The following is a 25,624-nucleotide window of genomic DNA, read 5'->3' on the forward strand; positions in this document are numbered from 1 at the left end:
GCGTTCGGGTCGAGGCTCATGTCACGCCTCCCGCTTCTCGAAGTCGATGCGGGGATCGACGAAGACATACATGAGATCCGACAGGATGCCGATGAGCAGGCCCAGAAGCGAGAAGACGAAGAGCGTGCCGAAGATCACGGGGTAGTCCCGTGCGACTGCAGCCTCGAAGCCCAGACGCCCGAGACCATCGAGCGAGAAGATCGTCTCGATGATGAGCGAGCCCCCGAAAAAGACTGACACGAAAAGCGCCGGGAAGCCCGCGATCACGATGAGCATGGCGTTGCGGAAGACGTGGCCATAAAGCACGCGGCTTTCCTTGACGCCCTTGGCGCGGGCGGTGATGACGTATTGCTTCTTGATCTCGTCGAGGAAGCTGTTCTTCGTGAGCAGGGTCAGGGTCGCGAACCCGGAGATCGAACTTGCGATGACAGGAAGGGCGATGTGCCAGAAGTAATCGGCGACCTTGCCGACGAGAGAGAGGCTTTCCCAGTTGTCGGAGGTCAGACCCCTCAGAGGGAAGATCTGCCAATAGGTGCCGCCCGCGAAGAGGACGAGGAGCAGGATTGCGAAGAGAAACCCCGGAATCGCATAGGCCACGATGATCAGGCCCGAGGTCCAGGTGTCGAAGGTCGAGCCGTCGCGCACCGCCTTGCGAATGCCCAGTGGGATCGAGATCACATAGGACAGGAGCGTCGACCAGAGGCCCAGCGTGATCGAGACGGGGAGCTTTTCGGCCACCAGTTCGAAGACCCCGATCGACCGGAAGTAGCTCTGCCCGAAGTCGAGCCGCATGTAATTCCAGATCATCGTGAAAAAGCGTTCGACCGGCGGCTTGTCGAAGCCGAACTCCCGTTCGAGGTCGGCGATGAAATCGGCGGGAAGGCCGCGCGCGCCCACGTATTCCGACCCGCCCTGCGCCGATTCCCCCGAAGTGACGGAGGCACCGAAGTCGCTGCCACCGCCCGAGATTGCACCGAAGACGTCGCCTTCGCCCTCGATCCGGGCGATGATCTGTTCGATCGGGCCGCCGGGCACGAATTGTGTCAGGGTGAAGTTGATCACCATGATCCCGAACAGTGTCGGGATGATCAGCAAGAGCCTGCGAAGGATATAGGCGCCCATTGGGTTTCGGGTCTTTCTCTAGGCGGTCGCGGGCGGGTTAGCGCAACACGCCCGCGGCCACGAGCGCGTCGTGTTTCGCCTCGTCATACCACCAGAAATCCATGTAGCCCAAGGCATAGGGCGGCATATTTTCGGGGTGCTCGTATTGGTCGTAATAGGCGACGGTATAGACCGGTTTGAACCACTGCGGCACCATGAACCCGATGGAGCGCAGCACCCGGTCGAGCGCGTGGACGGCGGTTTGCAACTCGTCCAGATCCTTGGCCGCGACCACGGCGGGAATGAGCTTGTCCACCGCCTCGCTGCGCAGGCGCATGAGGTTGCGTGAACTGTCGTCGGCCGTCTTCGAGGCGAACCACTGCTCAAGGTCGATGCCCGGCTCGAAGCCCATGCTGAAGCCGTGGCTTACCATGTCGAATTCGCCCGCGCGGCGGCGTTCGACATATTGCGCGGTGTCCACCCGCTCCAGTTTCGCGTTCACGCCAAGCTGTTGAAGGTTCTCGATATAGGGGTTGATGATGCGATCAAAGCTCGGGTCGTAGGACACGATGACCAGGTCGAGCATCTGGCCGTCCTTGCGCAGCTTGCCATCCGACCCCGGCTCCCATCCGGCTTCGGCCAGAAGCGCGCCCGCCTGACGGAACATCCCACGGTCCGGGCGGTTCTGGGCGGCCGCGTTGACGGGCGGCTCGGGGGCCTCCTCGGCCAGGATCGCGGCATCCAGAAGTCCCTCGTCCACGAGCGGCTGGAGCAGCGCGACCTCAGCCTCCGATGGCGTTCCCGTCGCGGCGAGTTCGGAGCCGGGCCAGAAGCTGTTCACCCGGGAATAGAGCCCGTAAAACAGCGCCTCGTTGGACCATTCGAAGTTGAACATCATGCCGATGGCATCGCGCACGCGCTTGTCCTGCCAGGTCGGACGATCAAGGTTGAAGACGAAGCTTTGCGCCGTGCCCACGGTCCCGTCGGCAAACTCGGTCTTGATGACGTGGCCGTCCTGAAGGTTCGGGAAATTTTCGTAACCCGTGGCCCAGATGAGCGAGGAGTTCTCTTCGCGGAAGGTGAAAGCCCCAGCCTTGAAGGCTTCGAAGGCGGCCTGGCTGTCGGCGAAATACTCCACGCGGATTGTGTCGAAGTTGGACTGCCCGATCTGAAGCGGGTGATCGGCGCCCCAATAGTCGGGATTGCGCTTGTAGATGATCTGACGGTTGTAGTCGAAACTGTCGAGCACATAGGCGCCGGTGGACATGAAGGGCTGGTCGGAGCTTTCATCTAGCCGCTGGCCCGTTTCCTCGAACCAGGCCTTGGAGAAGACGGGCGTGCCGCCGGCAAAGGTGATCCTCTCGCGGATCGGCGCCTGATCGGTGAAGGTGAAGGTGATGGTGTGGGGATCCAGGACCTCTACGCCTTCGATAAAGCCTTCGACGATGGCGCGGTATTCGGTGATGCCCTGTTCGAGAAACAGGTTGAAGGAATAGAGCACGTCCTCGGCGGTCATCGGCGTGCCGTCGGAAAACGTCACATCGTCGCGCAGGTTGAAGGTCACCCACTTGAGGTCCTCGGGATACTCCATCGTCGTGCAGAGCAGGCAATAGGCGCTATAGGCGTCGTCGGCCGTGGCGGCGAGGATCGCCTCGGACCCGATGGTGTTCAACGCCGCCGGAACGCCCTTTCGGGAATACTGGTTGAAGCTGTCGAAGGTCCCCATGGAAGAGATCGAGATCTCTCCGCCTTTGGGCGCGTCGGGGTTTACATAGTCGAGATGGGGGAAATCCGGCCCGTATTTCACTTCGCCGAAGTTGGAATAGGCGTGGGTGACGGTGGTTTGGGCGTCCTGCCCCGCATCCTGCCCCCGGGCGATGATGGTTCCGGCGAGCACCACGGCGCCTGAGAGCGCGAGGGTCAGCGCCACGGAGCGCAGATCGGAGAAGATACGGGTGGCGGCCTGTGCCTGACCGCGCGGGGCCGGGTTGCGGGGGTCGTTGCGGCGCGAGGCGTGCGGCGTCATGGGCTCTCCTTGATCGCGAATTCCCTGTTTCATGCAGGCTACGGCCCGCCGCCCCCCAACTTCAAGGCGAGAATTCGTGAGGCAGGTTGCAGGGACATTACATGCTTGTCCCTTTGCCAACGGAAAAGGGCCGCTTCGGTTCCCCGAAACGGCCCTTGTCAATCACTGGTTCGCCCCGATCAGTTCTGCGTGGCGAGCCAGGCGATCAGGTTCGCGCGGTCCTCGATGTCCTTGAGACCGGAATAGGTCATCTTGGTGCCGGGGACGTCGCCGCGCGGGTTCTCGAGGAAGGCGTCGAGCGCTTCCGGGGTCCATTCACCGCCATGCGCGGCCATGGCGTCGGAGTAGCCGAAGCCGTCGACGGCGGCGACCGTGCGGCCGACCACGCCATCGAGATGCGGGCCGGTGCCGTTGGAACCGTCGACCTTGTGGCAGGCCTTGCACTTGTTGAAGACCGATTCACCGGCGGCCGCATCTGCCGAGGCGAAGACTTCTTCGAACGAGGGGCCGGCTTCTTCCTCGGCGCCACCGGCTTCGGAGGCTTCGAGGTTCGCGATCACGTAGCCCTGCGTGGCATGAGCCTCTTCACCTTCGGCGGCTTCGCCATGGCTTTCCGACGCCGTTGCATAGAGGCTGTCGGCGGCCCAGTTTCCGAAGAGGAAGATCAGCAGAGCGGCGCAGACGGCGGCGCCGGCCTTGGTGAAGGTCATTGTGTCGAACATGTCGCGATCCGTTCCTGGCTAATTCTGGCGGGTGTCTACACGCTTTAACTGGCTGAATTCAAGCGCTATGAGGCGCGACGATAGGCCCCATGGGGCGTATTTTCAGGAATGTGAGCGAAGGTGAGCGAGATGGCGGGCAAGATTGCGTTTCAGGGCGACCTCGGGGCCTATTCCCACGAAGCCTGTCTCGCGGCGCGGCCCGATCATGAGCCGTTGCCCTGCGCGACCTTCGAGGACGTCATCGCGGCGGTGAAATCGGGCGAGGCGGACCTAGCAATGCTGCCGGTCGAGAACTCGACCTATGGCCGTGTCGCTGATATCCACCGGCTGCTTCCCGAAAGCGGGCTGCATATCCTGGACGAGGCCTTCGTCCGAGTGCGCATCGCGCTCATGAGCGTGCCGGGACGCAAGCTTGAAGACATCCGGGACGTGCGCGCGCACCTGGTGCTTCTGCCCCAGTCGGCCGCCTTCCTGCGCGCCCATGGTATCCGGGGCCATGCGGCGGCGGACAGCGCCGGGGCGGCGGCGGATCTGGCGGCGCATCAAACCGAGGGCGAAGGGGTCCTCGCCTCGGCGCTCGCCGCCGAGATCCACGGGCTCGAGGTGCTGGCGCGAGATATCGAGGATCACGGCCACAACACGACACGCTTCCTGATCATGGGGCGCGACATCGACCTGACCCGGCGCGGGCCCGGTAAGATGATGACCACCTTCGTTTTCGAGGTGCGCAACATTCCGGCCGCGCTCTACAAGGCGATGGGCGGGTTCGCGACCAACGGCGTCAACATGACCAAGCTCGAAAGCTACATGATCGACGGGAATTTCACCGCGACCCGCTTCTATTCTGACGTGGAGGGGCACCCGGACGATCCGGGGCTGAAGCTCGCGCTGGAGGAACTGGGGTATTTCACGACGAACCTCGACATTCTCGGGGTCTATCCGGCCGACCCGCGTCGCAACGGCTGAGGTCGTTTAGTCGAGCTTCGCACAGGACTTGCGCCGCTTCGCCTCCGGCGAGGACGGCGCGGTGTCTCGCCCTGTGCGAGCCAGGATGGGGGCTTCGCCCCCGCTGCCTTCGGCAACTCCCCCAGAGTATTGGGAAAAGATGAAAGCTCAGAAGCCGCGGGCGTGGCAGCGTTCCTCGAGTTCCGCCGCATATTCGGCGACGCGGCGGCGATAGCGCTTCAGGATGTTCGTGCGCGCCAGTTTCGCCGACTGGATCATCAGGCGAGCGGGGATCGTCTTGGGCGTCGCGTCCATGGTCACGTTCATGCGCGTGCGGCTGCGCGACATGGCGACGAAGTCGATCAGCGCCTCGACCTCGAGCCCGGCGGAGCGCAGGATGAGCTTCATCTTTTCGGGCGGGTCATAGTCGGCCAGATCAACATCGACCTTGCGGTCTCGGCCGCGCAGGCTGAACTCGGCGTGCCAGGACATGCCGGTGCCGGTTGTCGTGAGGCTGTCGGTGCGCACCACGTCGACGCCGCGGCGCATGGCGGCGCGTTCGAACCAGGCGAAGTCGGCGACATTGGCGAAAACCGCTTCGATCGGCGCGGCGATATCCTCGCGCGTGGTGAGTTTCATGATGTGACCTTCTGACTGCTCGCTTCGTTTTTCAGCGCGGACTGTGCGGACTTGGCAGGGTTCCCGCAAGCCAATTCTTGAGCAATACCTGCGCGATAGCCCCCCGGCGCGGCTTGCGGATCACAGGGTGGGCGCCAGAGAAGACGAGGGCAAGGTCTTCGCGGCTGACCCAGAGCGCATGTTCCAGTTCCACCGGGTCGAGCGTGATTTCGGTGGAAGTCGCTTCCGTCCGTGTGCCGATCATGAGCGAGGCCGGGAAGGGCCAGGGCTGGGAGGCGAGCATCTCGACCGGGCCGCAGTTCACGCCGGTTTCCTCGAACACCTCCCGGCGGGTGGCGGCCTCGATCGTTTCGCCGGGTTCCATGAAGCCCGCGAGAAGCGAATACATGCCCGGAGGCCAGCCGGGCGAGCGCCCCAAAAGGACCGAGTTGCCGCGCGTGACCAGCATGATCACCACCGGGTCGGTGCGGGGAAAATGCGGGCGGCCGCAAGCAGGGCAATCGCGGCGCCAGCCGGCCTGGCTCATCTCGGACGGCTGGCCGCAGTTGGCGCAGAAGCCATGCGACCGGTGCCACTCAAAGAGGCCCCGCGCGGTAGCGGCGACTTCGCTTTCCCAGGGGTCGAGGCCGTAGAGCGCGGCGCGAAGGTCGGCGAAATGGGCGTCGGGCGGAAGGTCGGGCGCCTCTACCGGAACGGGTTCGCCGCCGAAGCCGGGGCCGCCGTCCGCACTTTCATGGGGCGGGGTCCAGGAGGAGATGTCGGCCGCGAAAAGCGGGCGGTCACCACGCTGGCCGAGAAAGAGCCATTCGGGCTGGTTTTCGGCGATGAGCGGATGGGCGGCATCCGTGAAGACGAGGTCGAGCGCGCGGTCTTCTCCCTGAAAAAGCGGCCGGCCCCGCCAGAGCGGCAGAACATGCGCCGCGCCCGAGGACCAGAGCTCGTCAGCGCGCGGTCGCAGGTGCGCCGCGCGGTTGAGGCCACCGCCGCCGAAGGCGAGATCCGTGAGGTCCATTGTGCGCTCCCTGACGTGTCGCGAGAGGGGTAGGGGGGTGACTTGTGGATGTCCACCGAATCCTTGCGTTCCGGTTTCGGGTTTCCTATATGCCCCTTCGAGAGGTTGGCGCGGGCGAGCACCTCGCCAACCCGGTCAGGTCCGGAAGGAAGCAGCCGTAACGAGTCCCGCTTGGGTCGTTGTCCAGCCTCTCACCTTATCCCTTTGAAAACCGTCATCCGGCCACGATGGCCATGGCCGTCATGAGGTCGAGATGGGCACCGCCTCCGTTCTTGAAGACCGTGATATCGCGGTCGCTGACGCGCCCGATCTTGCCCGCCACGAGATCGTAGAAATCCCCCAGAACGTCGTCCCGCGTGATCGTGCCTTCGGCAAGCGGGATCGAGAGCTCGCCAATATGCGCGAGCGTCGTGTCGAAGCTGTCGACGAAAAGGCGGCCACGCTTCAGGAGCCTATCGTCGGCTTCACGCATGTCTGATTTGAACGCGCCGATCAGGTCGACATGGGTGCCCTCGCGGAGCCAGTCGCCATTCAGGATCGGTGTCTTTGCCATGGTGGCACTCGTGATGATGTCGGCGGCAGCGGCAGCGGCGGCGAGATCGGACGTCGCGCGCACCTCGAACGGGAGGTTGCCGTTGTTCATTGCCAGCGCTGCCGCGTTGTCGGGATTGCGGCCCCAGATCGTGATGCGTTCGAGCTTGGGGAACATCTCGCCATAGGCAAGGATCAGGCTGCTCGCGACGATACCGGTTCCGACGACGAGGAGATGGCGGCTGTCGGGCCGTGCCAGCAGAAGAGCGCCGAGTACCGAATCCGCCGCCGTCTTCCAGTAGGTCACCACGTCCGAGGCCACGAGAGCGACGGGTGCGCCGGTCGCTTCGTCAAAGATCTGCATCGCACCTTGAACCGAAGGGAGCCCCTTCGCGGCATTGCCGGGAAAGACGGTGAAGGATTTGACGCCGATCCCCAGCCCTTCGATCCAGGCGGCACGGGTCATGAAGGCGTCGTCGCCCCGGCTCAGGAACTGGTCCTTGATCTGGGCTTGGGGTAGGCGATGCCCGGCTTTCAAGGCCGCGACGGCCTTGGCCCAGCCGAAACTTGCGGGAACGTCGCTCTGGGCGATCTGCTTGATTGTGGATGTCATGTGCGCCGTCCATCGCCGCGGGGGGCGAAACGGCGGCTAACGCTCTGGAAACCTTTGATCCGGGGCATGCGGTCCTCCCTGAGACGGTCGGAGCGACCCTAATCCACCGTATGGGGTCAGCGCCAGTCGAAGAAGTTCGGGCCCGCCTGCGCCAGCAGTTTGCGCGCCATCTCGGTCCCGATTTCCGGCCCGTCCTCGATGGCGCCGGTCATGTCGTCGGCAAGGGCTTCCGACCCGTCGGTGCGCAGGATTTCCCCGCGCAGCCGCAGCGTCGTTCCATCGAGCGTCGCGAGCCCGGCGATGGGGGTCTGGCAGGAGCCGTCCAGCGCGGCAAGAAACGCGCGTTCGGCGCCGAGGCGCTGGCCGGTGGCGGTGTCGTGGAGCGCTTCGAGCATATGGATGGCCCGGGCGTCGTGACTGCGCCGTTCGATCCCGATGGCGCCCTGCGCCACGGCAGGCAGCATGTCCTCGGGCGCGATGGGGGTATGGGGCACATCGCCGAGCATCCCGAGCCGCGTGAGACCGGCCATTGCAAGGAAGGTCGCCTCGGCCAGATTGTCCCCGAGCTTGGTAAGCCGGGTCTGCACGTTGCCGCGAAATTCGACCACGGTCAGGTCGGGACGGCGATTGAGAAGCTGCGAGCGGCGGCGCAGCGACGAGGTGCCGACCGTCGCGCCTTGCCGCAGGTCGGCCAGGGGGCTTCCGTCCAGCGCCACGAATGCGTCGCGGGTGTCTTCGCGCGGGAGGTAGCAGTCGAGCGTGAGACCGGCGGGTTGCGCCACCGGCATGTCCTTCATCGAGTGCACGGCAAGGTCGATGCCGCCCGACAGTAGCTGATCCTCGATCTCGCGGGTGAAGAGCCCCTTGCCGCCGAGCGTCTTGAGCGGTGTGTCCGACGCGATCAGCGCCCGGTCGTCTCCGGTGGTCTTAATGACCACGATCTCGAAGGCCGCCTCGGGCAGGTCGAAGGCCGCGGCGAGCCGGTCGCGCGTCTCATGCGCCTGCGCCAGCGCGAGGGGCGAGCCTCGGGTGCCGATCTTGAGCGGGTTCAGCGGGTCGGGGAGCGTGATGGTCATGGGGCGAGTGAATAGACGCGACGGATTGTCCCGTCCAGACCTGCGCTTGCTTGACAATCGCGGCCCGAGACGTGACGTGAAGCCGCAGAGGAGACCACGATGACCAAGACGATCCTACGCGCATTGGCCGGAGAAACGCTGCCCACACCGCCGATCTGGATGATGCGGCAGGCGGGGCGCTACCTGCCGGAATACCGCGCTACGCGCGCCATGGCCGGGGATTTCCTGTCCCTCTGCTATACACCCGATCTGGCCGCCGAGGTGACGTTGCAGCCGATCCGACGCTACGGGTTCGACGCCGCGATCCTCTTCGCCGACATCCTGCTCTTGCCGCAGGCGCTGGGCGCGGACCTGTGGTTCGTGACCGGCGAGGGTCCGCGTCTGTCCACGATCAACCGGCAGGCGGAATTCGATGCGCTGAAGGGGGCCGATGACATCCACGATCATCTGGCGCCGGTCTATGAAACGGTGTCGATCCTGTCGCGGGAATTGCCAAAGGAGACGACGCTGATCGGCTTCGCCGGTGCGCCATGGACGGTTGCCACCTATATGATCGCCGGGCGCGGCACGCCGGATCAGGCGCCGGCCCATGCGCTGAAAGCGGAAAACCAGGCGCTGTTTGCGGCGCTCATCGACCGGATCACGGACGGCACCATCGAATACCTCTCGAAACAGATCGAGGCCGGGGCCGAGGTGGTAAAGCTCTTCGATAGCTGGGCCGGGTCGCTGCGCGGTCAGGACTTTGACGACTTCGCGCTGGCACCCGCCAAGCGGATCATCGCGGAACTGAAGACCCGCCATCCGGGCGTGCCGATCATCGCCTTCCCGCGCGAGGCGGGCGACCGTTACGTCGGTTTCGCCAAGGCGACAGGGGCCGATTGCGTGGCGCTGGACAATTCCGTGTCGGCCGAATGGGCCGCGGCCAATGTGCAGGTCGACGGATGCGTTCAAGGCAACATGGCGCCGGGCCACATGGTCACCGGCGGGCAGGCGCTGGTGGACGAGGCGCGCGCCATCGTCGAAGCCTTCCGGGGCGGTCCGCATATCTTCAACCTGGGCCATGGCATCACACCGGATGCCGACCCCGAGAACGTCGCCTTGATGATCGAGGCGGTGCGCAACGCCTAGTCGGGCAGCACCTTGCCAGGATTGAGGATGCCCGCAGGATCGAGCGCGGCCTTGATCGCGCGCATCACATCGAGCGCGACGGGGTCCTTGTGGCGTTCCATCGAGGGGCGCTTGAGCACGCCGATACCGTGTTCGGCGGAGAAGCTGCCGCCAAGCTCGGCCACGACGCGGTCCACCTCGGTCACGAGGGCGGACAGGTGGTCGGGATCCGCGCGTCCGGCGTAGATCACGTAGTGAATGTTGCCATCGCCCAGATGCGCGACGGAGATGTCCGTGGCTTCGGCGTCGAGCTCGGGCAGGCGCGCGGACATGCGGGCGAAGAAGACCGGCACCGCGTCGAGGGGAAGCGAAATGTCGTTCATCGCTTTGGCTCCGGGGGCGAGCATGATTTCGGCCGCTGCTTCGCGACGGTGCCACATGGCGGCGCGCTGGGCTTCGTTCTGGGCGATCACCGCATCGGCGATGAGACCTTCCTCGAGAGCATCCGACAGAACCTGCTCGAAGACCTCGCCGATCCCCGCGCCCCCACCGAGCTCGAGAAGAACGTTGACGTCCTGCGGGGTATCGAAGGGTTCCGGCATTGCGCGGGCAAGGCTGCGCTCGATGTAACTGCGCGGCATGTATTCGCAGGCTTCGACCATGCCGCCCGTCGCTTCCTGCAAACGGTTCAGGAGGGTGAGTGCCGCAGGGAGCGTTACCGGGGCGACCATCGCCGTCGTCAGGTGGCGGGGCAGGGGAACGAGCTTGACCACAGCGCGGGTGATAATCCCCAGCGTGCCCTCGGACCCGATAAGCAGGTCGCGCAGGTCATAACCCGAGTTGTCCTTGTGCAGCTCCGACATGAGGTCCATCACGCGGCCATCCGCCAGCACCGCCTCGAGCCCCAGCACCTGTGCCCGCGTGTTGCCATAGCGCAGGACATTCGAGCCACCCGCATTGGTCGCAAGCATGCCCCCCAGCATGGCAGAGCCGCGTGCCCCGAAAACGACGGGAAAGGTCAGGCCATGCTCTGCCGCCGCATCGCGCAATCTGTCGAGGATCACGCCGGCCTCGATCACAGCCAGACGGGCCTCGGGCTTCAGGGCAAGGATATGGTTCATCCGTTCCAGGGACAGCATCGCCGCGCCCTGGGTCGATGTGCCGCCGGACACGCCGGTGTTGCCCGACACCGGGACGATGGGTTGGCCGTGCCGGGTGGCCAGCGACAGTAGCGCCGAGACTTCCTCCGTAGAGCCGGGGCGCAGGACGCAGAGCGGTGTGGACAGGTATTTCCCCGCGGAATCCTGTGCGAACCGGGCGGTGTCCTGACCGGTCAACACGTGATCGGCCCCGATGACGAGCCGTGCCGCTTCCATGAAATCCATGCTGCCCTCCCTGACTGAAGGCGCAGGCTAGTCGCAATCAGACCGCTTGGCTATGGCCGGCCTCGTTCATCTCGTAGGCGTCGAAGTAGCGCGCGATCATGCGGGCGAGCGGGCGTGCGTGATCCTGAATGGCGAGCACGCCGTCCGTCAGTGTGACCGTGTCGGGCATCGCCTGATCCAGACCGTCGACCATGGCGATCACGCCGGCGGGCTCCACGCCATGTTTGCGCGCGATGGCGGTCAGGTCGGCGCGGAAGTCGCACAGGAGCGCCTCGATGATGCGACCGCGCAGCCGGTCGTCGCCCCGGAAGGCATGGCCGCGCGAAATGGCGAGCTGCCCGCCGCGCACCGCGGCCTGATATTTCGAGGTAGCTGGAGCGTTCTGGGCGTAACCCTGCGGATAGCGGCTGATCGAGGAGGCTCCGATACCGATCAGGATGCCGCTGCCGTCCTCGGTGTAGCCCTGGAAGTTCCGTCTGAGGGTGCCCTCGCGATGCGCCCGGGCCAGCCCGTCGGCAGGCTTGGCGAAATGGTCGATGCCGATTTCGGTGTGGCCAGCCGCCACGAACATGTCGCGCGCTGTGTCGAAGAGGGCGAGCCGTTCCTCGGGTGACGGCAGCGCCTCGATCGGGATGAGGTTCTGGCGCCGGGCCATCCAAGGCACATGGGCATAGCCGAAGAGCGCGATCCGGTCGGGATCGAGGGACAGAACCTGATCCACCGACCGCCGCATCCGGGTCAGCGTCTGGTGGGGCAGGCCGTAGAGCAGGTCGACGTTGAGCGAAGCGATGCCGCGGGCGCGCAACCCGTCGACGGCCGCCTTCGTCACCTCGTAACTCTGCGGGCGGCCGATGACTTCCTGGATCATCGGATCGAAATCCTGAACACCGATCGACGCGCGGTTGAGGCCGATTTCCGCCAGGGCGTCCATCCGGTCGTCGTCGATTTCGTTGGGGTCGATCTCGACCGAGAACTGCGCGCCCGGTGCGAGAGGCGCAGTGGTGAAGATCGCCGCCCCAAGCCGTCGCATCATGTCCGGCTGAAGGAGCGTGGGCGTGCCGCCACCCCAGTGCAGATGGCCGAGCTGAACGCCCTCGGGCAGTATGTCCGCCAGAAGTTTCAGCTCCTGCATAAGCGTACCTACATAGGCCTCGACCGGCTCTGCCGTCGTCGTGCCCTGCGTGCGGCAGGCGCAGAACCAGCACAGCCGACGGCAGAAGGGCACGTGAAGGTAGAGCGAGATGTTCGACCCCTCCGGGATCGTCTTGATCCAGTCGGTGACCGTCTCGGTCGTGACGCCGCCGGCGAAATGCGGAGCGGTCGGATAGCTCGTGTAACGCGGCACACGCGCGTCAAAGAGCCCCAGCTTGCGAAGTTGCACAATGTTGTTCATTGGGCTAGCTTTATAGGTGCTTTTGGCGCGCGACATTGACACGGATCAAAAAGGCCCCCTCGCGATGGGATCTCTTCACCTTGACCTCAAGGACTGTTCCAATTGTCCGATCCGGCACCGCGCCGTGTGCTCGCGTTGCGAGCCGGACGAATTGGAAACTCTCGAGGAGATCAAGTATTACCGGACCTACGAAGCGGGTCAGCCGATCCTGTGGAAGGGCGACCACATGGAGTTCGTGGCTTCGGTCGTGACCGGGATCGCGACCTTGTCGCAGACGATGGAAGACGGGCGCACCCAGATGGTCGGCCTGCTTCTGCCTTCGGATTTCATCGGCCGTCCGGGCCGCACCGAAGCCCCCTTCGACGTGACGGCGGTGAGCGATGTCACCGTCTGCTGCTTCCGGCGTCGGCCCTTCGAGGGGCTCATGACCACGACGCCCCATATCGGCCAGCGGCTTCTGGAAATGACGCTGGACGAGCTCGATTCGGCACGGGAGTGGATGACGGTCCTGGGCCGCAAGACGGCGCGCGAAAAGATTGCCTCGCTCCTCGTCATCGTGGCACGGCGCGATGCGTCGCTGCGCAAGCAATCGCCCAAGAATGGCATGATCTTCGACCTGCCCCTGACCCGGGAGTCGATGGCGGACTACCTCGGGCTCACGCTTGAAACGGTAAGCCGCCAGATCTCGGCCCTGAAGAAGGAAGGGATCATCGAACTCGAGGGCAAGCGGCGCGTGATCGTGCCGGATTTCGAGACCCTGCTTCTGGAAACCGGCGACGATGTGGACGGCGGGTTCATATCCTGATCGCTGTCCCCGAGGGTCCGCAGGGGCCGGCCATTGGCCATCCCCTGCGTTTTTCCGTTCGAAGACGGGCTAGGCGTTAGGTTCGACCGTCTTGAAGACCAGCCCGCAGTTCTTGGATTCCGAGGCGATCTGGCGCGCATTCATCTGGCCCTTGTAGAGGGCAAGCTGAGACGCAGCCTGGTCGTTGCCGCCCACGAAGAAGGCCGCTGGCCAGAACAGCACGACCGCCACGCCCGTCGCGATGGCGTCCCGTGACGCGTTCTGGTCCTGAACCCCAGCGGCTGCGCTGGTCTGAGCGGCGACTTCCCGCGCTTTCGTTTCGATCTGACGACATGACAGCCCGCTGTAGGTATCCGCCGGTATGTCGATGGCCTTCACGTTCGAAGACGAACCGGCGCATCCCGTAAGTGCGGCCGCTAGAAGAACTTGGCAAGTTCCTGATCACTAAAAGTAAGTTCGGATTATCGGAAAGAAAAAGGCCGGTGGAAAACCACCGGCCAAGTCGTTCAGGGAGGGGTGGACGTGTCGTCCGTCACGTCCTCAATGCGCGAGGAAGAGCGGAAGTTCCGCGGCCTCGAGCATGTTGCGCGTTGCTCCGCCCATGATCGATTCCCGGAACCGCGAATGGCTGTAGGCGCCCATGACGAGCATGTCGGCGTCCACATCCGAAGCGTGACGCATCAGGACGTCTGCCACACGCGGCATGGTCTTGGACAGGACCGACACTTCGGCACGGATGCCGTGGCGGGCGAGGAACTGCGACAGCTGGCCGCCGGGGTCCGACCGTTCCGGTCCGTGCTTGGGCGGGTCGATGATCGCCACGCTCACCGTATCGGCGGCCTTAAGGAAGGGCAGCGCGGCGCGGGTGGCGCGCATCGCCTCGCGGCTTTCGTTCCAGCCGATCACGACGCGGTCGATCTTATCAGGGAATGCCTTGCCGTCCGGCTGCACGATCACCGGCACGTCGCCTTCGAACATCGCGGCCTCGACGATGGCTTCGGTGTCGTGCCCGCGACCCTGACCATAGGGGCGGGGCAGGATCACGAGATCGGAGAAGCGGGTGCGATGCGCAACGAGGGCGTTGAGCCCGATCATTTGCGCGGAAATGCCGGTGGCAGACCAGTTGAAGGTCACGCCGGCGAGCTTGGAACGGGCGTGGTTTTCAAGCGATAGCGCCTCTTCCCGCGCCGCCTGTAGCGTGTCCTGCATGACGACCGCGGTCGCCCCGGCATAGTAGAAACCCGGCTGTGTCCGGTCGAGTCCCAGGCACAGCACGTCGAGATGCGCCTCTTCCTGCTGGGTCAGCGCGATTGCCGCCTGAAGGGCCGACGCGGAGCCGTCGATGTCAGTGATCACAGTGGTGATGGAGCGAAAGGCCATGTCCGCCTCCTGTTGGTAGGGCCTTTCCTGAGAAAGACCGGGTCAAGGGTAATTGTTCCAACATTGCGGCGCAGCCACGGCCATCGCCTTGATTTGGGTCAAACCCGTTTTTTCCGGTCTCATAGGAAGCTTTTGACATGGATCAAGGTTAATGGACGGCGAAACGTTCAAATCCCCAGTCAGTCGAACAGCGCGGACTGATGGGATTCGTCTCTCGGATGTCTTGCGCGATGACAGACAGAAGGGACGAAAAATGTGGGATTATCTCAAGCTGGTAATCTTCGGCCTCATTGCAGTGCTGGCCGCGATTGCCACGACCTATGCCCGCGATCTTGCTTACCTGGTCCACGCCATTCTGGTCGTGGCGATCGCAGGCGGCATGTTCATCTTTACCCTGCGCCGCATGGGTCATGAACCTGCTCCGAAATCCGGGTATCTCGACGGGCCGATCCGCTGGGGTGTGGCTCTCACCGCCTTCTGGGGCGTCGTGGGCTTCCTCGTCGGGACCTATATCGCGTTCATGCTCGCGTTTCCGCAGATGAACTTTGCCTGGGCCGAGGGCTTCCTCAACTTCGGCCGCCTGCGGCCGCTGCATACCTCGGCGGTGATCTTCGCCTTCGGGGGCACGGCGCTCATCACTTCGTCCTTCTACGTGGTCCAGCGGACCTCGGGCGCGCGCCTGTGGAATGACGGGCTCGCCTGGTTCGTCTTCTGGGGCTACCAGATCGTCATCCTGCTCGCCGCGACCGGCTATGTGCTGGGCTCCACACAGGGCAAGGAATACGCCGAACCGGAATGGTATGTGGACCTCTGGCTCACCATCGTCTGGGTCGCCTATCTGCTGGTCTTCCTCGGTACGCTGATGAAACGGAAAGAACCCCACATCTACGTGGCGAACTGGTTCTACCTGTCCTTCATCATCACCATCGCGATGCTTCACGTGGTCAACAACCTGTCGATCCCGGTGTCGATCTTCGGCTCGAAGTCGGTGCAGGTCTTTGCCGGTGTGCAGGACGCGATGACACAGTGGTGGTATGGCCACAACGCCGTGGGCTTCTTCCTGACCGCGGGCTTCCTGGGCATGATGTATTACTTCATTCCGAAGCAGGCCGAGCGCCCCGTGTTCTCCTACAAGCTGTCGATCATCCACTTCTGGGCGCTGATCTTCCTCTACATCTGGGCCGGTCCGCACCACCTCCATTACACCGCGCTGCCGGATTGGGCCTCGACCCTCGGCATGGTGTTCTCGGTCGTGCTCTGGATGCCGTCCTGGGGTGGCATGATCAACGGCCTGATGACGCTCTCGGGCGCCTGGGACAAGCTGCGCACCGACCCGATCATCCGCATGATGGTCATCTCGGTGGGCTTCTACGGCATGTCGACCTTCGAAGGCCCGATGATGTCCATCAAGGCTGTCAACTCGCTCAGCCACTACACGGACTGGACCATCGGTCACGTGCACTCGGGTGCTCTGGGCTGGAACGGCATGATCACCTTCGGGATGCTCTACTTCCTGTTCCCGAAACTGTGGAACAAGCAGGGTCTCTACTCCCTCAAACTCGTGAGCTGGCACTTCTGGCTCGCCACCATCGGGATCATTCTCTACGCCGCCGCCATGTGGGTGTCGGGGATCATGGAAGGCCTGATGTGGCGCGAAGTGGACGCACAGGGCTTCCTCGTGAACTCCTTCGCCGACACGGTTGCCGCCAAGTTCCCGATGTATGTGGTCCGCGGTCTGGGCGGGGTGCTCTACCTCACTGGTGCGCTGATCATGGCCTACAACCTCTGGATGACGGTGCGTCGTGCCCCGCTGGCTGAGCCCAGCACCACTGCCGCCGTCGCCGCCGAATAAGGGGAACCAGATCAATGGCAATCCTTGATAAACACGCCGTCCTCGAGAAGAACGCCACGCTCCTGCTGGTCTTCTCGCTCCTCGTGGTCACCGTCGGCGGCATCGTCGAGATCGCGCCCCTCTTCTACCTCGAGAACACCATCGAGGACGTGGAAGGGGTGCGGCCCTACTCGCCGCTCGAGATGGAAGGCCGGAACATCTATATCCGCGAAGGCTGCTACGTGTGCCATTCGCAGATGATCCGGCCGATGCGCGACGAGGTGGAACGCTACGGACACTACTCGCTGGCCGCGGAGTCGCAATACGACCATCCGTTCCAGTGGGGCTCCAAGCGCACCGGTCCCGACCTCGCCCGTGTGGGCGGACGCTACTCGGACGAATGGCACGTGGATCACCTCGTGAACCCGCAGTCCGTGGTGCCGGAGTCGGTGATGCCGAACTACGCCTACCTGCTCGACCGTCCGATCGACGGGCGCTATGTCGAGGACGTGTTGCGCACCAACCGCTTCGTCGGCGTTCCCTACACGGACGAGCAACTCGAGATGGCGGTCGCGGACTTCAAGTCCCAGGCCGACCCTGACGGGATCGTCTTCGAGGACAGCGACGCAGGCGGGGTCGTGGAACGCTACCCCGGCGCACAGATCCGCAACTTCGACGGGCAGCCGCAGCTGACCGAGATGGACGCGCTCATCGCCTACATGCAGATGCTGGGCACGCTCGTCGACTTCTCGGAATTCGAGCAGACGCCCGAAGACTGGATCCGGTGAGGCAGAACCATGGACACCTATTCCATCTTTCGGGAAATCGCGGACAGCTGGGTGCTTCTCGCCATGTTTCTCTTCTTCGTTCTCATGGTTGTCTGGGTGTTTCGCCCCGGCTCCCGTGCGATCCACGAAGACGCGGCGCTGGCCCCCTTCCGTAACGATCAACCCGCGCAGAGCGCGGACAACTAAGGAGGCCTGGACATGAGCGACAAGAAACAAGACGTCGGCACCACCGGCCATGAATGGGACGGCATCAAGGAGTTCAACAACCCCTTGCCGCGCTGGTGGGTCTGGACCTTCTACGCAACCATCGTCTGGGGCATCGGCTATACCATCGCCTATCCGGCCTGGCCGCTGATCAACGGGGCGACACGCGGTGTTCTCGGGTATTCGACCCGCACCGAGGTGGCCTCCGAGATCGACCGCTTCGCCGAGATGAACGCGGGCATCAAGGCCGAACTTGCTGCGATGGACGTGACCGAGATCGCGGCCAACGAAGCAGTGAGCAACTATGCGATCCAGTCCGGGCGTGCCACCTTCGCCACCTATTGCTCCCAGTGCCATGGCGCGGGGGCGGACGGTGTGGCCGAAGGCAACGGCTATCCCAACCTGCTGGACGACGACTGGCTCTGGGGGGGCGATATCGAGGCGATCACCTATACGGTGACGCATGGTATCCGCAACGGCACCGACGACGATGCCCGCTTCTCGGAAATGCCCGCCTTTGGCGACGACTACCTTTCGGACGAGGAAATCACCAACGTGGTGGCCTATGTCCGCTCGCTCTCCGGCATGGAGAGCATGGGTAACGTCGAAGAAGGCGCCGTGGTCTTTGCCGACAACTGCACGGCCTGCCATGGCGAGAACGCCCAGGGCGACCGCGAGCAGGGTGCGCCCAACCTCGCGGATGCGATCTGGCTCTATGGCGGCGACGAGCAAAGCGTCGAGCATTCGGTCCGCGTCGGTCCGAAAGGCGCGATGCCGAACTGGAACGCCCGTCTGGACGAAGCCCAGATCAAGGCCGTCGCGGCCTATGTTCACCAGCTGGGTGGCGGCGAATAACGCCATCCTGCACCCGAGATCCCCAAGGCCTCACTCCTTGGGGTGACGGCACCGACCCCTGATCCTGTTCGCGCGTTTCTCCGGGGTCGGTGCCAACCAAACAACTGGCCAGGGGGTGACCCCTGGCTTTTTTCATTATCGGACAGACTATCCGGAAAACATGTCCGAAAGATCTGCATTACGTAACGTCAACTTGCGCATGAAAGGCCGCCCGACTGTGAAATGTTGATGCAAGTCAAAGTTTGCGGCTTTTCGGATCGGATAGATGACACGGTAATGACAAGCGCGACGGAAGATTCCATGGCTACGACCGACTCACCCGAGAGCCCGCAGAAGCTCTATGCGGCCCGCGAACCCGTGTTTCCGCGACGCGTGCGCGGCAAATTTCGTGCGCTGAAATGGTGGATCATGGCGCTGACGCTTGGCGTCTATTACCTGACGCCGTGGATCCGCTGGGACCGCGGGCCGAACCTGCCCGACCAGGCGGTACTCGTGGACCTCGCCGGGCGCCGCTTCTTCTTCTTCTGGATCGAGATCTGGCCGCATGAATTTTATTTCATCGCGGGGCTTCTCATCATGGCGGGGCTTGGGCTCTTTCTCTTCACCTCGGCGCTGGGCCGGGTCTGGTGCGGCTATGCCTGCCCGCAGACCGTCTGGACCGACCTTTTCATCCTGACCGAGCGCTGGATCGAGGGCGACCGCAACGCCCGCGTGCGCCTGTGGAATGCCAAGTGGAACCTGCGCAAATGGCGGCTCCGGCTGTCGAAATGGGCGGTCTGGCTGTTGATCGGTGCGGCGACCGGCGGGGCCTGGGTCTTCTATTTCACAGATGCGCCGCAGCTTCTGGGCGATCTCTTTACCGGGAACGCGCATCCGGTCGCCTATACCACCATCGCGATCATGACCTTCACGACCTTCTTCTTCGGCGGTGTCGCGCGGGAACAGATCTGTATCTATGCCTGCCCCTGGCCGCGCATCCAGGCCGCGATGATGGACGAGGACACCGTCGTCGTCGCCTACCGCGACTGGCGGGGCGAGCCGCGTGGTCGGGGTAAGCAGCGCGAAGGGCTGGGCGACTGCATCGACTGCAACGCCTGCGTGAACGTGTGCCCCATGGGGATCGACATCCGCGACGGTCAGCAGCTCGAATGTATCACCTGCGCGCTCTGCATCGACGCCTGTGACGAGATGATGGACAAGGTCGGCAAGCCGCGCGGGCTGATCGACTACATCGCGCTGAAGGACGAGGTCCACGAACGCGCCGGCGGGCACAAGCGCTCGCTCATCAAACACGTCCTGCGCCCGCGCGTGCTGCTCTACACCTTCCTCTGGGCCGCCATCGGCGTGGCGCTGACCGTGATGCTCTTCGTGCGTCCGGTGATCGACCTGACCGTTCGCCCGGTGCGCAACCCGACCTTCGTGACGCTCTCGGACGGGTCGGTGCGCAACACCTACGAGGTGGGCGTGCGTAACAAGCATGGGGAAAGTCGGCCGTTCTACTTCACGCTCGGCATCGACAGCCCCTTCATGGTAAACGTGGAAGGCACGGTCGAGACGATGCTCTCGGTCCCCGCCGACACGGAAGGCAAGACGCGTCTTTACGTGACCGCCCCGGCGGGAACCGACATGGCGCGGGACGACAGAACCGAAATCCGCATCTGGGTCATCGACGGGGTCACGGGCGACCGGACTTTCCATGACACGGTCTTCAATGGGAGAGGGCAATGAGCGTGGTTGAACAGGAACACTCCGGCCGCAAGCTGACCGGCTGGCACGTGCTGGCGATCTTCGTGAGCGCTTTCGCGGTCATCATCGGGGTCAACGTCTTCATGGCGGTGCAGGCCGTGAGCACCTTTCCGGGCCTCGAGACGAAGAACTCCTATGTCGCGAGCCAGCAGTTCGACGCGGACCGTGCGGCGCAGGAGGCGCTGGGATGGACGGTCGAGCCGGGGATCCTCGGCACGCAACTGTCGCTCCGGATCACGGATGAGACGGGTCTTCCCGTCGAAGTGGCCGAGATCGGCGGCATCCTTGGCCGCGCGACGCATGTGCTCGACGATCAGGAGCCGGAGTTTATCCGGACCATGACCGGCGCCTATGTCGCCGAGGTCGGCCAGCTTGACTACGGCAAATGGGAAATGCGCCTGTCCGCCACCGCCGCCGATGGCACCCGCTACCGCAAGCTCATCGAGCTTTTCGTTCCGAAGTCCTGAGATCCGATCATGGCCGCACCCGTTTCCGCCTGTCCTGCCTGCGATGCAGCCGCGCTTGCCGAAAGCACGGCGGGGCGGGGTTATGCCGGCAACGGCGGTGAAGCGAAACGCATCATGCTCTCGCTGCCCACCGCTCATTGCGCGGCCTGTATCGTCGGGGTGGAAAGCGGGCTCGCGACGCAACCGGGCGTGCGCTCGGCGCGGGTGAACCTGACGCTCAAGCGCGCGACGGTGGAAGCGGACCAGGGGATAGAGGCGGAAGAGCTTGCCGCCTACCTGACCTCCATCGGCTACGAGGCTTATGAGCTAGATGCCGGGGCACTGTCCGCGACCGAGACGGACAAACGCTCGAAGGACCTTCTGATGCGGCTGGGCGTCGCGTTTTTCGGCATGATGAACGTGATGCTCCTGTCCGTCGCGGTCTGGTCCGGGGCGTCGGACGCAACGCGCGACATGTTCCACTGGGTGAGCGCAGGGATCGCGCTGCCCATCGTCGCATTTTCCGCGCAGCCCTTTTTCATCTCGGCCTGGTCGGCGCTCCGCGTGAAGCGGCTCAACATGGACGTGCCGATCTCGCTCGCCATCCTGCTCGCTTCGGGCATGTCGGTCTACGAGGTGATGAACCATGGCGAGAACGCCTATTTCGACGCTGCGATTTCGCTGACCATGTTCCTGCTCGCAGGCCGCTATCTCGACCACCGGACCCGCGCCGTGGCCCGATCGGCGGCCGAGGAACTGGCCGCGCTGGAAGTGCCGCGTGCGCACCGAATCGTGGGCGACAGGGACGAGGTCGTGCCGGTCGCCGAGCTCGCCATCGGCGATCTGGTCCGCGTCACCCCCGGCAACCGTGTTCCGGTGGACGGCATGGTCGAAACCGGCGAGAGCGAGGTGGACCGTTCGCTCCTGACGGGCGAAAGCCTGCCCGTCTTTGCCGGGCCGGGTGCCATGGTGAACGCGGGCGAGCACAACCTGACCGGGCCCTTGACGGTCCGGGTCGCTGCTGCGGGCAAGGACAGCTCGCTCCACCGCATGGCCGACCTCGTCGCCATCGCGGAAACCGCGCGCAACAAGTACACGTCGCTCGCGGACAAGGCGGCGGCGTTCTATGCGCCTGTCGTGCATCTTCTGGCGCTGGCGGCTTTCGTCGTGTGGCTGGTCATCTCGGGGGGCGACGTGCGCCTCGCGCTCAATATCGCTGTGGCGACCCTCATCATCACCTGTCCCTGCGCACTGGGTCTTGCCGTGCCGGCGGTGACGACGGCGGCGTCCGGGCGGCTCTTCAAGCGCGGGATGCTCCTGAAAAGCGCGACGGCGATGGAACGTCTGGCCGAGGTCGATCACGTGGTCTTCGACAAGACCGGCACGCTGACCGAAGGCAACCCGACGCCGGACAATCTTGGCGATCATACGGACGAGGATCTGGCCGTTGCGGTCGCGCTGGCCCAAGGCTCGGCGCATCCGCTGGCCCGTGCCATTGCCTCCCATGCGGGGGTGCCGGCGGCGGTTGTGTCCTCCGTTCGGGAAGTGCCGGGCCACGGGATCGAGGCGCTGCACGACGGGCAGGAGGTTCGCCTTGGCCGCGCCGAATGGGTGGGTGCTGCCCAGATCGGTCGGACCGCGACCTATCTCAAGATCGGCAAGCGGCCCGCGGTCGCCTTTACCTTCACCGACGCGCTGCGCGACGGCGCGGGCGAGGCGGTGACGGCGCTGAAAGCAGCGGGATACGGCGTCACGCTGGTCTCCGGCGACGCCCAGGCGGCGGTGCGCGACGTGGCGCATCGTTTGGGCATCGAAGATTACCGTTCGGGCATGCTCCCTGAAGGCAAGGTCGCGGTGCTGGAGGCGCTCGCGGCCGAAGGCAAACGGGTGCTCATGGTGGGCGACGGGCTCAACGACACGGCGGCGCTGGCGGCGGCGCATGTGTCGATCTCGCCGGCTTCCGCGCTCGAAGCCGCGCGCGTGGTCAGCGACATCGTGCTTCTGGGCAAATCGCTCGCACCGCTTCCCGACACGCTGGCCACGGCAAAGAAAGCCACGCGTCGGATCAAGGAGAACTTCGGTGTCGCGGTCGTCTACAACGCCGTGTCGATCCCGCTCGCGCTGATCGGCCTGGCCACGCCGCTGTCGGCGGCCTTGGCGATGTCGACCTCGTCGATTATCGTCTCCCTCAATGCCCTCAGACTGCGTGTGAAATGAACGTTCTGGTCTTCCTCATCCCGGTTTCCATCTTCCTCGGCATGCTGGGGCTGGTCCTCTTCGTCTGGACCATGAAGCGCGGTCAGTATGACGACCCCGAGGGCGCGGCCCAGCGGATCCTGTCGGGGCAGTACGACGACAAGCCCGCCGAGGACTGAGGCATGCCGGGCCAGCGCGCGCCCGGTTTTCATTTCGCCCCTATTTTGTGCGGTCAGCTCATTTCATGAGCGGTCGCATTCTGTCGCGACGGTCCGTCGTTCGGAATGAACTGCGACCGCCTGACTTCCCCCGGCCCCTCCTGTCTGATCAAGTCCGGTGCCACCGGAGGAATCATGACCGCTTTGACCGCCGCTCCGATCACGGAAGCCGCCCAGCCCCGTGCGCGCGGCGCGGTGCGGCTGAGCGCGAAGCTTCGTGGCAAGGCGAGCGTGATCGACGACCTGTCGATGTCGGGCTCACTGAAGTGCCTGTTTCCCCGGACCTTCGCGGACCATCTGGACGCCATGCTGATCAACACGGCGGGCGGCGTCACCGGAGGGGATCGCTTCTTTCTCGAGGCACGCGCGGGCGAGGGCACGACGCTGACCCTGACCACGCAGGCGGCCGAGCGCGCCTATGCCGCCCGGGGCGAGGCACCGGGGCGGGTCGAGACCATGTTGACGGCCGGGGCGGGCGCCCGGCTCAACTGGCTCCCGCAGGAGACGATCCTGTTCAACGAGATGAACTTCGCGCGTCGCCTGACCGTGGACCTGGCCGATGATGCGCGGTTCCTGATGGTCGAGCCGCTGGTGCTGGGGCGCGTCGCCATGGGAGAAGAGCTGTGCGAGGGACGGTTCATGGACCGGGTGACGATCCGGCGTGGCGGTGTGCCGCTCTATGCGGACGGCGTGAACCTGTCGGGCGATATTGCCGGACACATGGCCTCGCGCGCCACGATGGGAGGTGCGCGGGCGATGGCGGCACTGGTCCTCGTCGGTCCCGAGGCAGCGGCGATGCTTGACCGTCTTCGGGCCTTGATGCCCGGGACCGGGGGTGCGAGCCTTCTGGCAGATGACATTCTGGTCGCCCGCGTGGTGGCCCCGGACGGCTGGCGGCTCAGGCAGGTCATCGTGCCCGCGATCCGGCTGCTCAACGACGACGAAATCCCAAGACCCTGGATGCTCTGACATGAACCTGACCCCGAGAGAAAAAGACAAGCTGCTGGTCTCGATGGCCGCCATCGTGGCCCGCAACCGGCTGGCGCGTGGCGTGAAGCTCAACCATCCCGAGGCGATCGCGCTGATCACCGATGCGGTGGTCGAGGGCGCGCGGGACGGGCGCTCGGTGGCCGAGATGATGCGTGCGGGCGCACAGGTCATCACCCGCGATCAGTGCATGGAGGGCGTGCCCGAGATGATCCACGAGGTTCAGGTGGAAGCGACTTTCCCGGACGGCACCAAGCTCGTCACTGTTCACAACCCCATCAGGTAGGAGACCGATATGCGTGCCCTCATCGTCCTTGTGCTGACCACGACGCCCGCGCTGGCGCATCCCCTTGACGCTCCGCATCTGCACGAGTCGGACGGCTTCTGGATCGCCGCCATGGCCGCCGTGATCGGTGTGGCGTTGTCTTCGGTCGCGGTGGTACGGGCGCTGGCCGAAGCCCGGCGAGGCGACCAATGATCCCCGGCGAGGTCATGGCCGCTCCCGGCGAACTCACCCTCAACGAGGGGGCCGAGGTCGTCACGATCATGGTTGCCAATACCGGGGACCGCCCGGTCCAGGTCGGATCGCATTACCATTTCTACGAGACGAACCCGGCGCTCGACTTCGACCGCGAGAAGGTGCGGGGCATGCGGCTCGATATCGCGCCGGGCACCGCCGTCCGGTTCGAGCCGGGGCAGTCGCGCGAGGTCAATCTGGTGCCCTTGGGCGGCACGCGCACGGTCTATGGCTTCAATCAGAAGGTGATGGGGAGCCTCTGATGACCGTGACGATCGAAGGCGGATGTCAGTGCGGCGCGGTGAACTTCACCGTCGAGAGCGCGACGCCGGTTCCTTATCAGCGGTGCTACTGCACGATCTGCCGGGTTTCGGCCGGGGGCGGGGGATACTCGGTGAACATCGGGGCCATCACGGAAACGCTGTCGGTGGACAACTGGGAGGGGATGGACAGCTTTCAGGCCAGGCTCGACACGGGCGGCCATTCGGGGGCCGAGCGGTATTATTGCAGGGCCTGCGGGACGCAACTCTGGCTCTTCGATGAGCGCTGGCCCGAGCTTGTCCACCCCATCGCTGGGGTCATCCGCACGCCGCTTCGCGCGCCGCCCAGCATCACCCATATCTTCATGGGCGAGAAGCCCGACTGGGTTAAGGCGGAGGTGTCCGAGGGCGATCAGGTGTTCGACAGCTACCCCGACGTGTCCCTTGTCGACTGGCACAAGGCGCAGGGAGTCTACGCCGGATGAGACGCCTGCCGACCCCGATGGACTATTGGGCCAATGTGATTGAGGCCGGAATGATCGTGGGCGAGGCCAACATGGTCATTGCCATGCGGCTCTGGGGGATGGCCGGGCTCTGGTCGGTAACCCCGTCCGAGAATGCGCGGATGCTGTCGGAAAAGACCGGCGCCTATACCCGCGCCATCATGAACGCCAGTGTGGCCGCCGCGACCGGGGGCGACGCCGCCAAGGCCGCGATGAAGCCGATCCGGCAGAAGACGAAATCAAACGTGAAACGGCTCGCGAAACGCGGGCCAAGACTGCCCTAGGGTGGGATGAACGGACGCGCCAGAGACGGATCTCGGGCGCGAAACAAGGATGCA

At 64.6% G+C, this 25,624-nt stretch carries 28 protein-coding genes and 1 other RNA gene; 18 read left to right on the forward strand and 11 right to left on the reverse strand.

The annotated features are described in order from the left end of the window. Positions 1-21: 21 nt before the first annotated feature. The 3 genes from KJP29_RS05825 to KJP29_RS05835 form a co-directional block, all read right to left on the reverse strand. Positions 22-1,122, reverse strand: coding sequence for a microcin C ABC transporter permease YejB (locus KJP29_RS05825; RefSeq protein WP_218462623.1), 1,101 nt, complete (start codon positions 1,120-1,122; stop codon positions 22-24). Between the two features lie 37 nt (positions 1,123-1,159). After that, a complete protein-coding gene (locus KJP29_RS05830) occupies positions 1,160-3,127 on the reverse strand; it encodes an extracellular solute-binding protein (RefSeq protein WP_218462624.1) in 1,968 nt (655 codons plus the stop codon). A 179-nt stretch (positions 3,128-3,306) separates the two neighbouring features. Then, the gene (locus tag KJP29_RS05835) at positions 3,307-3,849 is read right to left on the reverse strand and encodes a cytochrome c family protein (protein ID WP_218462625.1); all 543 of its coding nucleotides are present in this window, start codon (positions 3,847-3,849) and stop codon (positions 3,307-3,309) included. Positions 3,850-3,978: 129 nt separating this feature from the next. On the opposite strand from KJP29_RS05835, the gene KJP29_RS05840 reads away from it, so the two are divergent. After that, on the forward strand, positions 3,979-4,815 hold the full coding sequence (locus tag KJP29_RS05840; RefSeq protein ID WP_218462626.1) for a prephenate dehydratase: 837 nt from the start codon (positions 3,979-3,981) through the stop codon (positions 4,813-4,815). A gap of 147 nt (positions 4,816-4,962) precedes the next feature. On the opposite strand, the gene KJP29_RS05845 is transcribed toward KJP29_RS05840, so the two are convergent. Continuing rightward, complete coding sequence (locus KJP29_RS05845) at positions 4,963-5,433, reverse strand: SRPBCC family protein (protein ID WP_218462627.1); 471 nt, start codon at positions 5,431-5,433, stop codon at positions 4,963-4,965. A 31-nt stretch (positions 5,434-5,464) separates the two neighbouring features. Continuing rightward, the gene (nudC, locus tag KJP29_RS05850; RefSeq protein ID WP_218462628.1) at positions 5,465-6,445 is read right to left on the reverse strand and encodes an NAD(+) diphosphatase; all 981 of its coding nucleotides are present in this window, start codon (positions 6,443-6,445) and stop codon (positions 5,465-5,467) included. A 98-nt stretch (positions 6,446-6,543) separates the two neighbouring features. Between nudC and ffs the strand changes: the two genes are divergently transcribed. Beyond that, positions 6,544-6,642, forward strand: an RNA gene (gene ffs, locus KJP29_RS05855) — signal recognition particle sRNA small type. A 17-nt stretch (positions 6,643-6,659) separates the two neighbouring features. Here ffs and KJP29_RS05860 read toward each other — a convergent pair. Further along, a complete protein-coding gene (locus KJP29_RS05860) occupies positions 6,660-7,589 on the reverse strand; it encodes an ornithine cyclodeaminase family protein (RefSeq protein ID WP_218462629.1) in 930 nt (309 codons plus the stop codon). Positions 7,590-7,705: 116 nt separating this feature from the next. After that, positions 7,706-8,665: a hydroxymethylbilane synthase gene (gene hemC, locus KJP29_RS05865; RefSeq protein ID WP_218462630.1), complete on the reverse strand. Its 960-nt coding sequence runs from the start codon at positions 8,663-8,665 to the stop codon at positions 7,706-7,708. Positions 8,666-8,764: 99 nt separating this feature from the next. Here hemC and hemE point away from each other — a divergent pair, with 99 nt between their 5' ends. Continuing rightward, complete coding sequence (gene hemE / locus KJP29_RS05870; protein ID WP_218462631.1) at positions 8,765-9,793, forward strand: uroporphyrinogen decarboxylase; 1,029 nt, start codon at positions 8,765-8,767, stop codon at positions 9,791-9,793. Here the strand turns inward: hemE and KJP29_RS05875 are convergent. Both KJP29_RS05875 and hemN read right to left on the reverse strand, forming a co-directional pair. Beyond that, positions 9,790-11,157, reverse strand: coding sequence for an FAD-binding oxidoreductase (locus KJP29_RS05875; protein ID WP_218462632.1), 1,368 nt, complete (start codon positions 11,155-11,157; stop codon positions 9,790-9,792). The genes hemE and KJP29_RS05875 overlap by 4 nt on opposite strands. A 37-nt stretch (positions 11,158-11,194) precedes the next feature. Beyond that, entirely contained in the window at positions 11,195-12,550 is a 1,356-nt protein-coding gene (gene hemN / locus KJP29_RS05880) for an oxygen-independent coproporphyrinogen III oxidase (protein WP_218462633.1), read from the reverse strand. A 64-nt stretch (positions 12,551-12,614) separates the two neighbouring features. Here hemN and fnrL point away from each other — a divergent pair, with 64 nt between their 5' ends. Then, the gene (gene fnrL / locus KJP29_RS05885; protein WP_218462634.1) at positions 12,615-13,355 is read left to right on the forward strand and encodes a transcriptional regulator FnrL; all 741 of its coding nucleotides are present in this window, start codon (positions 12,615-12,617) and stop codon (positions 13,353-13,355) included. 69 nt (positions 13,356-13,424) lie between these two features. On the opposite strand, the gene KJP29_RS05890 is transcribed toward fnrL, so the two are convergent. Together KJP29_RS05890 and KJP29_RS05895 are read right to left on the reverse strand one after the other, a co-directional pair. Then, a complete protein-coding gene (locus tag KJP29_RS05890; RefSeq protein ID WP_218462635.1) occupies positions 13,425-13,733 on the reverse strand; it encodes a hypothetical protein in 309 nt (102 codons plus the stop codon). Between the two features lie 162 nt (positions 13,734-13,895). Then, on the reverse strand, positions 13,896-14,735 hold the full coding sequence (locus tag KJP29_RS05895; protein WP_218462636.1) for a universal stress protein: 840 nt from the start codon (positions 14,733-14,735) through the stop codon (positions 13,896-13,898). 253 nt (positions 14,736-14,988) lie between these two features. On the opposite strand from KJP29_RS05895, the gene ccoN reads away from it, so the two are divergent. The 14 genes from ccoN (at position 14,989) to KJP29_RS05965 (ending at position 25,570) form a co-directional block, all read left to right on the forward strand. Further along, complete coding sequence (gene ccoN / locus KJP29_RS05900) at positions 14,989-16,587, forward strand: cytochrome-c oxidase, cbb3-type subunit I (protein ID WP_218462637.1); 1,599 nt, start codon at positions 14,989-14,991, stop codon at positions 16,585-16,587. Positions 16,588-16,601: 14 nt separating this feature from the next. Continuing rightward, positions 16,602-17,354 (forward strand): cytochrome-c oxidase, cbb3-type subunit II, encoded by a 753-nt coding sequence (gene ccoO, locus KJP29_RS05905; protein WP_218462638.1) that lies wholly within the window; start codon positions 16,602-16,604, stop codon positions 17,352-17,354. A gap of 9 nt (positions 17,355-17,363) precedes the next feature. Next, positions 17,364-17,540 carry a cbb3-type cytochrome c oxidase subunit 3 gene (locus tag KJP29_RS05910; protein WP_218462639.1) on the forward strand — a complete coding sequence of 59 codons (177 nt, stop codon included), beginning with the start codon at positions 17,364-17,366 and terminating at the stop codon, positions 17,538-17,540. A 12-nt stretch (positions 17,541-17,552) separates the two neighbouring features. After that, positions 17,553-18,413 carry a cytochrome-c oxidase, cbb3-type subunit III gene (ccoP, locus tag KJP29_RS05915; RefSeq protein WP_218462640.1) on the forward strand — a complete coding sequence of 287 codons (861 nt, stop codon included), beginning with the start codon at positions 17,553-17,555 and terminating at the stop codon, positions 18,411-18,413. 300 nt (positions 18,414-18,713) lie between these two features. Then, positions 18,714-20,141 (forward strand): cytochrome c oxidase accessory protein CcoG, encoded by a 1,428-nt coding sequence (gene ccoG / locus KJP29_RS05920; protein ID WP_218462641.1) that lies wholly within the window; start codon positions 18,714-18,716, stop codon positions 20,139-20,141. Further along, positions 20,138-20,626: a FixH family protein gene (locus KJP29_RS05925; RefSeq protein ID WP_218462642.1), complete on the forward strand. Its 489-nt coding sequence runs from the start codon at positions 20,138-20,140 to the stop codon at positions 20,624-20,626. The genes ccoG and KJP29_RS05925 overlap by 4 nt, the downstream gene beginning before the upstream one ends. Positions 20,627-20,635: 9 nt before the next feature. Beyond that, a complete protein-coding gene (locus KJP29_RS05930) occupies positions 20,636-22,822 on the forward strand; it encodes a heavy metal translocating P-type ATPase (protein ID WP_218462643.1) in 2,187 nt (728 codons plus the stop codon). Further along, positions 22,819-22,980 (forward strand): cbb3-type cytochrome oxidase assembly protein CcoS, encoded by a 162-nt coding sequence (gene ccoS / locus KJP29_RS05935; RefSeq protein WP_218462644.1) that lies wholly within the window; start codon positions 22,819-22,821, stop codon positions 22,978-22,980. The genes KJP29_RS05930 and ccoS overlap by 4 nt, the downstream gene beginning before the upstream one ends. A gap of 174 nt (positions 22,981-23,154) precedes the next feature. Next, positions 23,155-23,988 (forward strand): urease accessory protein UreD, encoded by an 834-nt coding sequence (locus tag KJP29_RS05940; protein ID WP_218462645.1) that lies wholly within the window; start codon positions 23,155-23,157, stop codon positions 23,986-23,988. 1 nt (position 23,989) lies between these two features. Next, positions 23,990-24,292: an urease subunit gamma gene (locus KJP29_RS05945; RefSeq protein ID WP_218462646.1), complete on the forward strand. Its 303-nt coding sequence runs from the start codon at positions 23,990-23,992 to the stop codon at positions 24,290-24,292. 9 nt (positions 24,293-24,301) lie between these two features. After that, on the forward strand, positions 24,302-24,484 hold the full coding sequence (locus tag KJP29_RS05950; protein ID WP_218462647.1) for a hypothetical protein: 183 nt from the start codon (positions 24,302-24,304) through the stop codon (positions 24,482-24,484). Next, the gene (locus KJP29_RS05955; protein ID WP_218462648.1) at positions 24,481-24,786 is read left to right on the forward strand and encodes an urease subunit beta; all 306 of its coding nucleotides are present in this window, start codon (positions 24,481-24,483) and stop codon (positions 24,784-24,786) included. The genes KJP29_RS05950 and KJP29_RS05955 overlap by 4 nt, the downstream gene beginning before the upstream one ends. After that, on the forward strand, positions 24,786-25,268 hold the full coding sequence (locus tag KJP29_RS05960; RefSeq protein ID WP_218462649.1) for a GFA family protein: 483 nt from the start codon (positions 24,786-24,788) through the stop codon (positions 25,266-25,268). Before KJP29_RS05955 ends, KJP29_RS05960 begins: the two co-directional genes overlap by 1 nt. Beyond that, complete coding sequence (locus tag KJP29_RS05965) at positions 25,265-25,570, forward strand: antifreeze protein (RefSeq protein WP_255553458.1); 306 nt, start codon at positions 25,265-25,267, stop codon at positions 25,568-25,570. Before KJP29_RS05960 ends, KJP29_RS05965 begins: the two co-directional genes overlap by 4 nt. Positions 25,571-25,624: the final 54 nt, after the last annotated feature.

Source organism: Maritimibacter sp. DP1N21-5 (assembly GCF_019218295.1).
Classification (GTDB): domain Bacteria; phylum Pseudomonadota; class Alphaproteobacteria; order Rhodobacterales; family Rhodobacteraceae; genus Maritimibacter.